Source organism: Paenibacillus sp. JT31N17, from assembly GCF_056269255.1.
This window is the reverse complement of record NZ_JBWDNP010000003.1, coordinates 466,101-479,417: the sequence shown is the minus strand read 5'-3', so window position 1 is coordinate 479,417 and position 13,317 is coordinate 466,101. Positions and strand designations below refer to the sequence as shown.

The window sequence follows — 13,317 nt, the reverse complement described above, 5'->3', positions numbered from 1 at the left end:
TTTAGCCCTCCATCATATTCTTATGAAAACTAGCCCTGCTGACGAAGCAAATCATACAGGGTAAACGTGACAATCCGCGCGGCTGCCGCGACATCCTGGAGCCGGACATGCTCATCCGCCCGATGGCCGTTCGCTTCCTCCAGCGTTCGGGGACCTGCACCGAACATGACCGTCGGGATACCCGCCTCCGTGAAATGCCGCGCATCGGCATAAAGCGGTACCCCCTGCACGGGCAGTTCCCCTTCTCCCATGACCTGTGTCCAGTTGGCGCGGAGCGCCTCCAGCAGCGGCCGGGTCCCTTCAAGCTCCTTAAAGGGCAGAGCAAGCAAAATACGCCGGATTTGGAGTTCGATGTCCGTGCAGCACTGAACGGCCAACCCGATGACTGCCTTCAGTTCCTGCTCGACCAACCCGGGATTCTCCTCCGGAATGATGCGCCGGTCCAGGCGTATAACACAGCGGTCCGGCACCACATTCGTGTTGATGCCCCCCTGAATAAGTCCAACGGACAAAGTCGGGGATTCAATGCCCTCGACTGCAGAATGGATGCCGGATAAATGATTGCGGTAATCGTATAAAGCGCTCAGTACTTTGTTCATAGCTTCAAGGGCATCGGCTCCGGTATTCGGGATAGCCGCATGGGCTGACCTTCCCTTGAGCGTAACTTCAAGATGCAGACAGCCATTGTGAGCGGTTACCGCCGAGTAAGTGAAACCTGCTGCGACTGCGTAATCCGGTGCAATTAAGCCTTCGCGAAGCAGCCGCTGCGGACCAATTTCGCCGCCCGTCTCTTCATCGAAAGTGATAACCAGACAAAGCCTGCCGTCTGCCTCTACCCCGCACTCACGCAGCGCCATGACCGCATAGGTATAGACGGCGATATCGGACTTGGATACGGCGGCTCCTCTGCCATAAAGCTTTCCTTCCGCAATAATAGACCCGTAGGGGTCATATGTCCAGCCTTCTCCGGGCGGCACCACATCGCCATGTGCGTTAAGCGCAATTACGGGACCTGTACCAGTGCCAAATAGAGTATCGGCAACCACATTTCTCCCCTCTGCCATACCAGCTGCCAGCGTCTCTTCTTTCGGAACGACATCCATAAACGGTTCAAAGCCTCTGTCTGTCAGCTCCCTGACAACCACCTCAGCGATTGAAGCGCAGTTCCCCGGCGGATTGTCGGAAGGGGTGGATACAAGTTTGCCTAGCAGGTCGATCATCCCGGATTCATGATTCCGCAGCCAAGCCGCAAGCTTTGCTTTATCGTCATTCATAAAATAATCCCCCTAATTAAGAAACTCGAGATCATCCTATTACCCATGCGGCGTGATAAATCCACCTGTAATAATAAGAGTCTGACGATAGCGCTTGCATCATATTTAGTATTATTTTAGCACATAAAATGGGGGGTCAGGGGTCAGGCTGCAGGACAAAACATGGATTTTATTCGTTCAGGCTGGCCGCTCTTTTCTCATCATGGTCCTGTTTATCCCTCTCGGCCAGCTCTTCTTTAAACAAATTTGCCAGGTCTGCCTTATTGCCGTAAACATAAATGAGATCCCCGCTGCGCAGTTCGGTGGATAAACGCTCTTTACGAATGGTTTCTTTACCCCGCTTGATAAAAAGAAGATTAATATCATGCTGATCTGTCAGCAGCTCCTGAACGCTTTTGCCAACATGCCGGGAATTTGCAAAAAGAGGAATATCGATAAATTGATCATTCTCGCCCATCTCAAAGATTTCGGAAACCGGCAGTTCCTTCAGATCGAAGCTTTGCTGGAGCTCACCATGAAACCATTTTGTCAGAAAGGTGTGGACCGGCGTAAAACGCAATATCAGCAATAATAAACCAAGTACAGCAGCAGTCCAGACAAGCTGGGGTACGTGAAAGCTCTCCGTCATGATTGCACTGATGGACGAGATAATAACCGCTAGGGAAAACACACCGAACAAAATAAGAAACATACCGATGTTCCGCCGAACCGGATGCCTTAATATGAGCTCAGACTCTTTGGTCGTGAAGCCTGTCCCCGTCATCATGGAGATCACCTGGAACCGGGATATTTCACGCTTGAGTCCCGTACTGCGGAAGAGAATAACCGCAATCTCGAGTACCAGGAAAATAATGATGAAATAGATCAGGATAAACTTGAATCCCATGATGATCCCCGCCTTTGCTCATTTCTCTCGATTACCATTACCCGAATTGTCCGAAAAAAATCGCGAGATGTATAAATCCCCACAAATCGGCAATCCTATCTGTATCGGCGTCGAGAGATGCCGTAGACAACCGCGGAGAAGACTTACGTTTCCCCATAAGCTCTTCGTCCGGTTTCTCCTCTCCCATGAAAAGGGGCTCTCGAAAGAGAGCCCCGGTTTTTTTATGTAGATCTTCGTTTCCGGAAGGAGACATTTGAAAGGCTTGCCTATGGTCAAACACATTTGAAGGCGGATCAGCGGTCCAGCCGGGACCGTTATTACCATCCCTGTTATCATGCTGACGCCTTTTCGGAAAATTGTTTTTCATCCCCCGGTTGGGTTGAAAAAGCGTTTGAGGATGCCAAAAAGCGTTTTGAACAAGAGCGGAACAACTCCCGCCGGTCACATGGGCCAGCGGGAGTTTTGCGTACGGCTTGCATGGTAGACATTGGGTCGATTAGATTAGCCCAATCAGATCAAGCCTTTGCGGTGCAAGATCGTCAGCACCCGGTAGAAGTCGCAGGAGCCGCCTGGCGTAGTATCGACAATGCCTGCTTTCTTCGCAGCGACTGCGCCTCCATGGCCCATTCCGGAATCGTTTCCATAGATTGTCTGCCCGCGAGCTCCGCTACTTTTGCTTTCAATTCTTCAAAGGCGGCTTTTTCTTCCTTGGTCATCTCTTCGTCACCCTCCTCCTCCACAATCCCGGTCTCGTCGTATTGGATCAGTCCATTCAACTTAATAATGGAGATCAGCTTGGCGGCATAGTCGGGATCAGTCGCATACCCGCACATATAGAAAGCCCAGCACTGCCCGGCTGGTGTTGTCGCAGCTCTTACAGGGGCATAGCGGCTTCTGGCAAGCAACAGATCCTGATCCTTATAAAAAGCTGTAGACGCTATCGTAAGCTCTGAATGAAGTGACGACATTAACCGCCTTGCCCCCGTATATTTCCCAGGTTCCTTTGCTTGCCATTTCTCCCGTCCAATAAGCGTTTGGCGCGCCGCTGCCCACCTTGTAGCCGCCCAGGTTGTTCCAGCTGTTAAGGTTTCCTTCCGTTTCCAGCCAGCTTTGGGCAAGACGCACCGAGGGCAATAGCGGCGATTCTTCCCGCCTGACCTGGAGAACGACAGGAGCCAGGAGTGCGAAGAAATCCGCTTTTGTATATCTCATCGTGAAATTTTCTCCTTGTGATAAGCTTGTCACGCTTGTCATACTGTTTCGTATTCAAACACACCTACTTTAATCGCGGCATGTGTGGACATCATGTACTCTTCATTTTCCGGACTGTACAAGTCTGTCAGAGTAAACTTGCGAGTTTCATTCTACCCGTCCGCCATACTCAAGTCTGTACTCAAAAAAATGAGTATTTATTTCATCCGGAATATGTGCTGATCGGCTGATGGCTGCAGCAGGATCTATGGAATTCTAATGGGAATTTTCGGAAAATCATGCTACCATGAAGGAAAACCCGCCGCTTAGGGTGGATTGACGGGTAGGAAAATAAAATATGATCTATTCGGCCATTATTGATCTTTTACTCGCAGCCATGATTTATTTCTACGGCCGCAAACACGAAGCGACCAAATGGGCGGTATTATTTCTATTTTTCGCTGGGCTTGGCAGTTTTTCGGATGTCGCTCAGGCACCTGTATGGCACAGTCTCTTCTTCTTCATCCTCCAGGCCTGCACCCCTTACGGCTTCATCATGTTCTCGATCGTTTATTCCGAAACCGCGATTCCCCGCGTCAAAAACATACTCACCTACGCGCTTGCGCTACCGATTATCATGACGCTGCTTATTACGCCGATGAGACCCGATATCCGGATGGATTTTCTCCTCCTGCTCTTCTGGGCGGTTCCCTATTATCTGGCCGGATGTTTTCTCATTATCTACGCCTATCTGAAAGAAAAGAACCCGCTTAAAAGAAGAAACCGTCTCATAACCGTCTGTTTTGTTGTTCCTCCCGTCATTATGATTGTTGTGGTCAATCACTTCGAAAGAGCTGTGAATACGTTTGGCAGCTACCGGTATATCAGTTATTTCGTCGTCATCGCTTTTGCCGTATTTATTGTGTCTGCGATCCGGTTCGGCGTGCTTGGCGTAAGAATCAAATTTGAAAAGCAGCTTCACGATCAGACGATAAAGGGAATTGCATCGGGGGCGGCCATGCTTAACCATGCCATGAAAAATCACATCACAAACATTGATATGCTGACAGGCCGTTTGAAAGAGCATGTACAGAACCGGCTGCATGAACAGGCGGACGAGGATATTGCGGTTATTCAAGCGGAGACGAGACAGATGATGCATATGGTGAAACGCATCAAGAAACATATAGAAGATATCGAAATTGTCGAAGGACCTGCAAGCTTGTCCGACATTGTCGCCCAGGCGCTGCTATCCAACCGTTATTTGCTTGAGCATAAAAGGATTTCCGTACTGACGGACTATTCTTTGCCCTGCAATTTGATTTGCGACAAGCTCCACCTTCAGGAGGTATTCGCCAATCTGATCCGCAATGCTGTTGAAGCGGTGGAAATGGACAATGGCATGCTGGCAATAAGAATACATGAGAGCAAGAAAGACTTCCTGGTTGATTTCTCCAACAATGGCAGGGGAATTGACAAGGAGACCCGCGCGCAGCTTTTCGAGCCGTTTTTCTCCACCAAGCACCATGAGGATAATTTTGGGCTGGGTCTGACTTATTGCTACCTGATCATGCAAAAGCACGGCGGAAGCATTGATGTGTCAAGTCAGCAGGCAGGAGCTACTTTTTCCATTCATTTGCCGAAGACACGCCGGGCATAAATAAATGAAAATGAAGAATAACGATTTGATTCAATGTCATTTGGCGCGGTTAATATTGTTACATGACCCCCCATTGATATAGTTTCATTTGGTCCGCGAAAGCTGCGGGCCACTTTTTTTGTTCACTTACTGACACAATCGGCCATTCCAGTGCGCGCTCACCCGGCTCATCTTGTTGGGGAAACTGAATCCTGACGCAGATAGAAGAGCGATTATGAACAGTTTCATCGATTGATTCCGTTTCCATGTACGAAATAGGGTCAAAAACCCGCAAATACCCGCCAAAATTGAATTTTACTTTAAAGGGTGGAAGGCGTATTATTTCTCTCAACAACTTCATACTCGTATGAAAACGCTGAATTCCCGCTAGGGAAACGGGGGAACCAATTAGAAACCATTCTATGGTTTCACGGGGTTAATCCTACTATTTGCTTGGCAAATACAGGGACGGGCACTCTCAAGCCCGAATCCGGCAGCTAACCTCGTAAGCGCATTGAGAGAGAACCGCACTCAAATCCGCCCGCAGCCCATATGTGCTGCCAAGCAGCCTGGGAGTAGAGATTCTCTGCTTTTCGGGCTTTTTTTTGCCTAAATTTGTTAAAGAACAAGGAGAGCGGTCAATATGATCGTATTATCAGATTCCCTGCCCCGTCTGAATGTCCGGCTTCAGCAAAAAATTTGTTTTATGGAGATGTTTCTGTATGACAGCATAACTGTCGCGAAGGCCGTACCGCCGGGAGCTGAGGCTCGCGGAACCGGTATTATTTTGCTCAATTTGACCAGCAGTGGCATATCCGGCTGGAGCGGATGCCCCGTTCCGGATGCACAGCAGCGATTCGATATTCTTCAATGGTCATCCGAATTTTTGCAAATGAAGGGTTTGTCTGTTGGCGAATGCCTTTACCATGTCCAGACGAAATGCGGCTCATGGAGCAAGGAGAGAAGAGAGCTTGCCGAATCTGCACTGCTTGCGCTTGAATTTAAGCTTGATCATCCCATTCATCTGAACACGGGCAAAAACAAGAAATGGGACCGTGCCGAGCTGTTTGATCGATCGCAATCATACTGTTATTATGCTTTGGACTAATCAGAGAAGGGAATGAGAACGGATGCTGGAACAGCTCTATCACGAAATTGAAAAAGCTTATATGGAATGCGAAGCGGAAATTTCGGAGATTCGTCCGGAGGAGATAGAAGTCAGAATCATCCGGAAATATCTTGTCATCCTGGCCAAATACGGCCCTGCTGCGGAAGATTCGGTTCCAGTTCTGGAGGGAGCGGGAATTTCCTTTCACCCTTTGAATGATCCGGAGCTCGAACAGTTCCATTCCCGGCTGAAATTGAAATTGGCGGAGCTGACGGAATGCCCCGTTCTCTCCATTCAATCGGATATAAGCGCCCACAAAGGGGAGAAAATGGAGCTGATTCTGTTTGGCTGCGATATTGAGAGCCTGTATATTCAGGATTGATTCTTTGGAAAACCACCTTGCGTCACCAAAAAAAACTTGCCGCATCATATCCAGCGAACGCCTATGGCACAAGCTGCATACAATGTATGACTTTTTACAGGCAAGAGAGGGTGATTCCAGGTGGAATTTCAGCTTGTCCCGCTGCATTGGGTTTACCTCGCCTTTATCGTCTTCATAATGGCTCTGCTCATCAAAAGGCGGGATACGACCTTAATTTGTGTGGTTGGTATTTTGGCGCTTGGTCTGCTGGCAACAGAAAGCCTCAGCGGATCAGTCAGCGGTATTTTCAACAGCTTTATCTATGCAACAAAAGAGCTGATCGGCACGATTTTTATTATTTCCATCATCGTCGCCATGAGCCGAATCTTGATTAAAACCGGCGTCAATGAGGTAATGGTAGCTCCACTTACGCGGTTCTTAAGGACGCCCGCTCTCGCCTATTGGGGCATCGGTTTGATTATGATGATTACGTCCTGGTTTTTCTGGCCTTCTCCCGGCGTTGCGCTTATCGGCGCTGTTCTGCTGCCGGTTGCCGTAAGAGTGGGGCTGCCGGCGCTCGGCGCGGCCATGGCCATGAACCTGTTCGGGCACGGGATTGCGCTTTCCGGAGATTATATTATTCAAGGCGCTCCGAAGCTGACTGCAGATGCAGCCGGGCTGCCGGTCTCGGAAGTAATGGAGGCGAGCATTCCCCTTGTAATCGTCATGGGTCTCGTCACAACGGTAACGGCATTCTGGATGATGCGGCGGGATATGAAGAAGGGAACGTGGAGAGACGGCCTTGTATCAGGGACAATCAGCGGGCACACGGCGAACCAGAGCGAAGGGCGCATCACCCTGCCTCACAAACAAAAGCAGCTGCTTGCCGTGCTGATTCCCGTGCTTTTCGCTATCGACGTGGCAGCCATGTTCATTCTGAATCTGCAGGGCGGGGACGCCACGGCGCTTGTAGGCGGCACTGCCGTGTTGATCCTGATCGGGGTCACGATGCTTGCTCACCGGAACCGGGGTCTGGAGGAAACCACAGCTTATTTGATCGAAGGTTTCCAATTCGGCTTCAAGGTGTTCGGTCCAGTCATTCCGATCGCGGCATTCTTCTATCTGGGAGACGCCGCTTTCACGGAAATGTTCGGCAATGTGCTGCCGGAGGGCTCTCACGGCATCGTAAATGACCTCGGGGTCGCGCTTGCCAACCATGTGCCGCTTAATCAGGCAATTGGTGCCGTAACGCTTACCGTGACCGGCGCGATTACGGGGCTGGACGGCTCCGGCTTCTCCGGACTATCATTGGCTGGTTCGATCGCCCAATTATTCGCATCCGCAATCGGAACCGGAGCGGCTACGTTGACGGCTCTCGGTCAGGTTGCCGCAATCTGGGTCGGCGGCGGAACCCTCATCCCCTGGGCGCTTATTCCGGCAGCCGCCATCTGCGGAGTTGATCCCTTCGAGCTGGCCCGCCGCAATTTGAAGCCGGTGCTGCTCGGACTTGCCGTGACGACGCTCGTCGCGATGTTTATCATTTGAGGTTGACGCTTGTTATGAGCGGTGGGCCGTTATAAAACGCAATAAACCCGATAAAGAAGCATAAGCTGCCCCTTTATCGGGTTTATCCGTCTTCGGCAAAGTTAAAGCTTATGTCCGCTCTTTACTGCGGCCGCGTAAGCCTACCAAACCGAGAAGTCCAAGCAAACCAAGCCAGCCCCAGTCCATATCATTGTTGTCATCGGCTGCATTGGCTCTTATGTTGTTGGCTGTAGTTGTCCCATACGTATTCATTCTAGGGTTTGTGCCAACACCTGCGGTATTGCTGGTTCTGTCAACCATTCCATTGTCCGTCCCCAGGTTTGTACCGGGATACGTTGTGCTGTTGTTCATGTTGGAGCGGTTCATGTCATGAGCAGCAAAAGCTGGCACCAGCAGCATAACAGAAAGTACCGCACATACGAACAGGCTTGCGATCATCTTTTTCAAGAGAAGACCTCCATTTGGGATACATGATTGTGTTCCCTCTTGTTTTCTCCTCTTGGCGATGCTTTTATGCAAAAATTTAATCCAAACTTATCCGCTCCGTTGGATTAGCTATAGAAATCCCGTGCATTATGAAGCAATATGGAAGCTGCCTCACCGACAGGTAAATCTTTCAGGGAGGCGATTGCCATAGCCACGTCCCGTACCATGGCCGGCTTGGTGATTTGCCCGGTGAAAGGACCTTCGAACGGCCAGGGACCGTCCGTTTCCGTCATCATCAGTTCAATGGGATAAGCGCTCACCATCTGCCGGATTTCTTCTTCATAAAGCACATCCGGTGTTACCGACAGAAAGTAGCCGGCTGCACGCATCCGCTCCAAAGTGGCTTCGGAGCCTTTGAACCAATGGAAATGCGCTCGCCGGACGCCGTGCTTCTCCAGAATATCGCAGGCTTTGTCTCCATCCTCGTAGACCGCGTGCAGAACGACCGGACGGTCCAGTTCGGCAGCCAGAACGGCAAATTGATCAAGCGCCAGCAGATAAGGACTCTCATCAAAGTCCAATCCCGCTTCACGGGCTTCCATACGCGAATAATAAGGCAGCCCAACCTCCCCGATTGCAAAAACCTCATCGGCCAGATGGCGCTCTCTGATCCATTGTACAAGCTCCTGCAGCTGACCCTCGCCAGGAAGAAGCTGCTCGGGATGAAAGCCATAAGCCGGAATCACTCTTCCCGGATGCCTTGCGGCAATTTCCCGGTTTATTTTGCAGGAATCCAGATGCATGGATACGGCAACGACTGCGGCAATTCCGTTGTGGAAAGCTCCATTCAGCAAACTCTCCCGTTCCTCCGGCGCATATAAATCCACATGCACATGCGCATCGATATACAAGCCTTCGTTCAAGCCGGTATTCCCTTTCAATGCATAGCCTCCTCCTTGCGCTTGCTCTCAAACGTTCCATCCGGCTTGAGAAGCTCATAAATTTCCAGCTTCATGGCATTGAATACCGGTTCATTCCACAGCTGCTCCCCGCTGCGCGGGCGCGGGAAAGGAACCGCAACTTCCCGGAGAACGACGGCCGGAGAAGCCGACAGCACAATGATGCGGTCCGAGAGCAGGAGCGCCTCTTCAATACTGTGAGTGACAAACAGGACAGACCGGCGGTGTTCCTCCCACAGGGACAGGAGCCAGGTTTGCATTTGCAATCTGGTCAGCGCATCCAGAGCACCGAAAGGCTCATCCAGACACATCAGGGGCTGAGGGGAAAGCAAAGCACGCAGGAACGAAACGCGCTGCTGCATGCCTCCGGAGAGGACATGAGGATATGAGTCAGCCAATCCGCTTAGACCGACGCGTTCCAGCCAATCCTTTGCCAGGGTCCGACCTTCTCTGCGGGGGATGCCCGCTATGGATAAAGCAAGCTCAATATTGCCCGTTACGGTCAGCCAAGGCAGCAATGCAGCCTGCTGCGGCATATAAGCGATTCTGCCCCGCTCGCCGAGACTGATTCGGCCGTCAATCCGGATCTCTCCTGAAGAAGGCCGCTCAAGTCCGCCAATAATTTGAAAAAGAGTCGTTTTCCCGCTGCCGGATGGTCCAATTAACGAGACGAATTCACCTTCCTTCACATGAAAGGTCACATCGGACAATACAAGCTTGGAAGAGTTTCCTTCATTAAATCGCTTGGATACGGCCTTCAGCTCAAGCGCATTCCGGGTCATTAGGTAATGTCACGCTCCTTTCTCGGGTTTGCGCCTGCTTCCGCGCACCAGTATTTGCTCAGCCAAACTGATAATTCCAAACAGAATGAGACTCAGAACGACAATGATCGCGATAGCGGAAAATACATTAGCCGTTTGCCAGCCCCGTTGGGACACCAGCATAAAGTTGCCCAGTCCCTCGCTTCCGCCAATCGATTCGGCGTAGATTGCGCTGATCACGCTGTAGGAAGCGGCGATTTTCAGGCCCGAGAACAGATAGGATACGGCGTTGGGAAGCTCCAGGCGCCAGAACAGCTGGCTCTTGGACGCACCGATCATCTTCATATAGTCGACCAGCTTGGGATCGCTTTGCGTAAGTCCCGTAAGCATGGCTACAACAACGGGAAAGAAACAGACGAGCATGATCAGTATGAGCCGTGGGAGTATGCCAAAGCCAAACCATACCACCAGTAGCGATCCCAGTGCGATAACGGGCACATTCTGGGTCAGAACGAGCAGCGGGTAGAAACCGGCTTTGGCTCCCGGTATAAGATGCAGCAAAGCGGCGAGCATGAAGCCCGCCGCCGTTCCTGCCGTAAAGCCGAGCAGAGTTACGCCCAGCGTTGACAGCGTATGATGAAACAGACGCGGCGCCTCCGTGACTGTGTTGGACGCAATCGCAAGCGGAGACGGGAGAATGTAGGGCTCGATATCAAAAACAGCCACCGCCGCCTGCCACAACACAATAAAAACAGCCAATACAATTACAGGAGGCCCATATTTGCGAAGCTTACTGACCATCTGGATATTTCTCCAGCAGCCTGCCCATGGATGCGCCGCTTTCGGGATTATAGTACACCTTGATTTGTGAGATTACGGATGGGCATCCCATTATGGTCATCGCATCATTCATCTCCTGGACGATAGACAACAGATGATTCAATTCCCCTTCCATCGTCGTTTCAAGCGGCGCCACGCGGTAGGGCACGCCGGATGCTTTAATAATCTCGATGGCACGGTCCACATACGGGATGACACTTTCCCCTCCAGGTGTGTGCGGCAGTATTTGAATGCTTAATAAGGCGTTTGCCATGTCGTTTCCTTCCCCTCTCGCTATTTTGAGTTCCCTCCGGCCTTTATCGGCTATTCGGGCAAAAATTCATTTGTGAAGGCTTTATCCGCCTCGAGTTTTTTATCCAGCAGCTTATGCTCAAACATCCAGTCGGCATAATTCGTCCATACTTCCGGTTTTTGCTCGCCCCAGCGGGCTGCATCATCCCGATAGCGCGGGCTGAGCCATTTCTGGCTGGCCCGGACCAGATCGGCGTTCAGATCCGGCTCCGCCTTGATCAGAATTTCCGCCGCATCCTCGGGATGATCGATCGCAAAGATATACCCTTCGGATGCTCCGGCTACGAATGCTTTTACAATGTCGCTGCGCTCGGCAATCATCTTCTCATTCGTTTCCAGCACAGGCGTATAATAGTCCAGCTTGTCGCTGTAATCGGTCAAGTAAACCATGTTGATTTTATCCCCGCGAAGCTCGGCCTCCACGCCGGTCCAGGCATAATAGATCCAGGCAAAATCAATGTTTTTCTTCACAGCGGTGAAGAAATCAGCATCGCCGATGTTCACGATTTTCACTTTGCCCGCATCCGCCTTCTGCTCCTGCATCAATGAATCGATGACGGCCTCCTCGGCCGGAGAGCCCCAGCCGCCGTAGGTTTTACCCTCAAAATCGGTCGGCGTCTTGATATTCTTGTCCGCGGGCGAAGCGAAGCCCGAGGTGTTGTGCTGGATGACGGCGGCTATGGAAACCAGCGGCACACCCTGAATCCGCGCTTGTGTAATCCCTTCCTGATAACCTACTCCGAAATCCGCCGCGCCCGTGGCCACCATTGTGTCGGCACCGGCTTCGCCGGGTTGGATGATTTCCACATCAAGTCCGTGGTTTTTGAAAAAACCGTTGTCCCGGGCTACATACAGCCCCGTATGATTCGTATTCGGCGTCCAGTCTAGCACCACCTTCACCTTCGTTAAGGCAGCGGTCTGTCCGGCATCCGAGTTGCCGGATTGCTGGCTGGCTCCGTCCGCATCCGCACCGCTGCTGTTTGTACCCGCCGCATTGTCTGCCTGCTCCGTATTATTCTCTTTGGCTCCGCAGCCCGCAAGCGTGAGCAGCAGGACAAGCACCGCTATTCCCCATTTTGCCATTGTGAACCGTTTGTTAACTGCCATGATCTGCGCTGCTCCTCCCCAATATCGTTCAAATAAGCGACAACATCTTCACATACCCTGATTTATCCATAAGAAAAAGCGCCCTCCCGATGGAAGACGCTTGTAAACGGCTTTGTAAAATCCGCCCCCCTGCTTTCACTTAAAACCATGAAAAACGGGCTGCTACAATGCAATTCCTACGCTGGCATTATCCAGATCAGGTCAAAGGGTCGGGATTGTAACGGTATCCCCTCTCAGCCGGCCTACTCCAGCTCCCCATGTCATATTCAGTTATGTCGCACCTCCTATTATAGCAAACAATGCGCAAAATGCCACCTGAATGTTGACATATAACTGGTTGCTTGATCCGTTAAATATACGGGGGCCTTGGGGTGATTTAACAACAGTTTGCCTATCAGTCTCATAAAATCCGCAAATAGAGGCCATTCTTGGCCTACTCCATTACGGAGAACTTGGAATAGCATGTAAGATCTACGAGGAAAGGGGGAAATCAGCATGGGAACTTTTCTTGATCAACGCAGCTCGATGAATGCAAATGCTTCCGGCTCCATCAACGTTGCGCTTACAGCAGCTCCGGTATTGTTCGGTGTTGTTGGTCTGCAAACCCGCAGCGTAGCGAACCCGATTGTGGATCTGACAGGAACAATCGGATTTAGCGCTACTGCTCCAGGCTCGACCGTTGCTGTCCAGGTTGTTCGCGGAACCTTGATTACAGACACCATTATTTATTCCGCCATCTTCACAGCCGGTATTGCAGGCGCTAATACACGCAGCTTTACCGTACAAGACCTATTGGCACCCGCTGCTGCACAAACGACTTACTCTGCTTTTATAAACAGTCTCGCCGTTGGTGTATCACGGATCGGCCCCGAAGTATTCTGGGGAATTGCCTCTTCAACGGTCTAATTCTTCAAAGAAGCTATACGGCC

Annotated in this window: 15 protein-coding genes and 2 riboswitches; of the genes, 5 read left to right on the top strand and 10 right to left on the bottom strand. The window is 51.1% G+C overall.

Translation table 11 applies throughout. The features are described 5' to 3' along the window. Window positions 1–29 precede the first annotated feature (29 nt). From AC0YOB_RS14020 to AC0YOB_RS14005, 4 genes are all read right to left on the bottom strand, one after another. Window positions 30–1,274 carry an ArgE/DapE family deacylase gene (locus AC0YOB_RS14020; protein WP_475793312.1) on the bottom strand — a complete coding sequence of 415 codons (1,245 nt, stop codon included), beginning with the start codon at window positions 1,272–1,274 and terminating at the stop codon, window positions 30–32. 169 nt (window positions 1,275–1,443) lie between these two features. Continuing rightward, on the bottom strand, window positions 1,444–2,160 hold the full coding sequence (locus AC0YOB_RS14015) for a TrkA C-terminal domain-containing protein (protein WP_475786562.1): 717 nt from the start codon (window positions 2,158–2,160) through the stop codon (window positions 1,444–1,446). Window positions 2,161–2,699: 539 nt separating this feature from the next. Then, a complete protein-coding gene (locus tag AC0YOB_RS14010; RefSeq protein WP_475793311.1) occupies window positions 2,700–3,128 on the bottom strand; it encodes a hypothetical protein in 429 nt (142 codons plus the stop codon). Then, complete coding sequence (locus AC0YOB_RS14005; protein ID WP_475793310.1) at window positions 3,079–3,372, bottom strand: hypothetical protein; 294 nt, start codon at window positions 3,370–3,372, stop codon at window positions 3,079–3,081. Before AC0YOB_RS14005 ends, AC0YOB_RS14010 begins: the two co-directional genes overlap by 50 nt. 337 nt (window positions 3,373–3,709) lie before the next feature. On the opposite strand from AC0YOB_RS14005, the gene AC0YOB_RS14000 reads away from it, so the two are divergent. The 4 genes from AC0YOB_RS14000 (at window position 3,710) to AC0YOB_RS13985 (ending at window position 8,004) form a co-directional block, all read left to right on the top strand. After that, window positions 3,710–5,011, top strand: a complete 1,302-nt coding sequence (locus AC0YOB_RS14000; protein WP_475793309.1) for a sensor histidine kinase — start codon at window positions 3,710–3,712, stop codon at window positions 5,009–5,011. A gap of 343 nt (window positions 5,012–5,354) precedes the next feature. Next, window positions 5,355–5,518, top strand: a riboswitch (cyclic di-AMP (ydaO/yuaA leader). Between the two features lie 115 nt (window positions 5,519–5,633). Beyond that, on the top strand, window positions 5,634–6,098 hold the full coding sequence (locus AC0YOB_RS13995) for a hypothetical protein (RefSeq protein ID WP_475793308.1): 465 nt from the start codon (window positions 5,634–5,636) through the stop codon (window positions 6,096–6,098). A gap of 22 nt (window positions 6,099–6,120) precedes the next feature. After that, entirely contained in the window at window positions 6,121–6,480 is a 360-nt protein-coding gene (locus tag AC0YOB_RS13990; protein ID WP_475793307.1) for a hypothetical protein, read from the top strand. Between the two features lie 177 nt (window positions 6,481–6,657). Next, window positions 6,658–8,004 carry a hypothetical protein gene (locus AC0YOB_RS13985; RefSeq protein WP_475793565.1) on the top strand — a complete coding sequence of 449 codons (1,347 nt, stop codon included), beginning with the start codon at window positions 6,658–6,660 and terminating at the stop codon, window positions 8,002–8,004. Between the two features lie 108 nt (window positions 8,005–8,112). Here AC0YOB_RS13985 and AC0YOB_RS13980 read toward each other — a convergent pair whose 3' ends face one another. The 6 genes from AC0YOB_RS13980 to AC0YOB_RS13955 all read right to left on the bottom strand — a co-directional run bounded on the left by AC0YOB_RS13980 (window position 8,113) and on the right by AC0YOB_RS13955 (window position 12,364). Continuing rightward, the gene (locus AC0YOB_RS13980) at window positions 8,113–8,442 is read right to left on the bottom strand and encodes a WGxxGxxG family protein (RefSeq protein WP_475786653.1); all 330 of its coding nucleotides are present in this window, start codon (window positions 8,440–8,442) and stop codon (window positions 8,113–8,115) included. A 113-nt stretch (window positions 8,443–8,555) separates the two neighbouring features. Continuing rightward, a complete protein-coding gene (locus AC0YOB_RS13975; protein ID WP_475793306.1) occupies window positions 8,556–9,371 on the bottom strand; it encodes a TatD family hydrolase in 816 nt (271 codons plus the stop codon). Beyond that, window positions 9,368–10,171: an ABC transporter ATP-binding protein gene (locus AC0YOB_RS13970; protein WP_475793305.1), complete on the bottom strand. Its 804-nt coding sequence runs from the start codon at window positions 10,169–10,171 to the stop codon at window positions 9,368–9,370. The genes AC0YOB_RS13975 and AC0YOB_RS13970 overlap by 4 nt, the downstream gene beginning before the upstream one ends. A gap of 9 nt (window positions 10,172–10,180) precedes the next feature. Beyond that, entirely contained in the window at window positions 10,181–10,951 is a 771-nt protein-coding gene (locus AC0YOB_RS13965) for an ABC transporter permease (RefSeq protein WP_475793304.1), read from the bottom strand. Then, window positions 10,941–11,243 (bottom strand): thiamine-binding protein, encoded by a 303-nt coding sequence (locus AC0YOB_RS13960; RefSeq protein ID WP_475793303.1) that lies wholly within the window; start codon window positions 11,241–11,243, stop codon window positions 10,941–10,943. Before AC0YOB_RS13960 ends, AC0YOB_RS13965 begins: the two co-directional genes overlap by 11 nt. 50 nt (window positions 11,244–11,293) lie before the next feature. After that, window positions 11,294–12,364, bottom strand: coding sequence for an ABC transporter substrate-binding protein (locus tag AC0YOB_RS13955; RefSeq protein WP_475793564.1), 1,071 nt, complete (start codon window positions 12,362–12,364; stop codon window positions 11,294–11,296). Between the two features lie 180 nt (window positions 12,365–12,544). Beyond that, window positions 12,545–12,656: riboswitch (TPP riboswitch) on the bottom strand. Window positions 12,657–12,883: 227 nt separating this feature from the next. Between AC0YOB_RS13955 and AC0YOB_RS13950 the strand changes: the two genes are divergently transcribed. Further along, the gene (locus AC0YOB_RS13950) at window positions 12,884–13,294 is read left to right on the top strand and encodes a hypothetical protein (RefSeq protein ID WP_475793302.1); all 411 of its coding nucleotides are present in this window, start codon (window positions 12,884–12,886) and stop codon (window positions 13,292–13,294) included. Window positions 13,295–13,317: the final 23 nt, after the last annotated feature.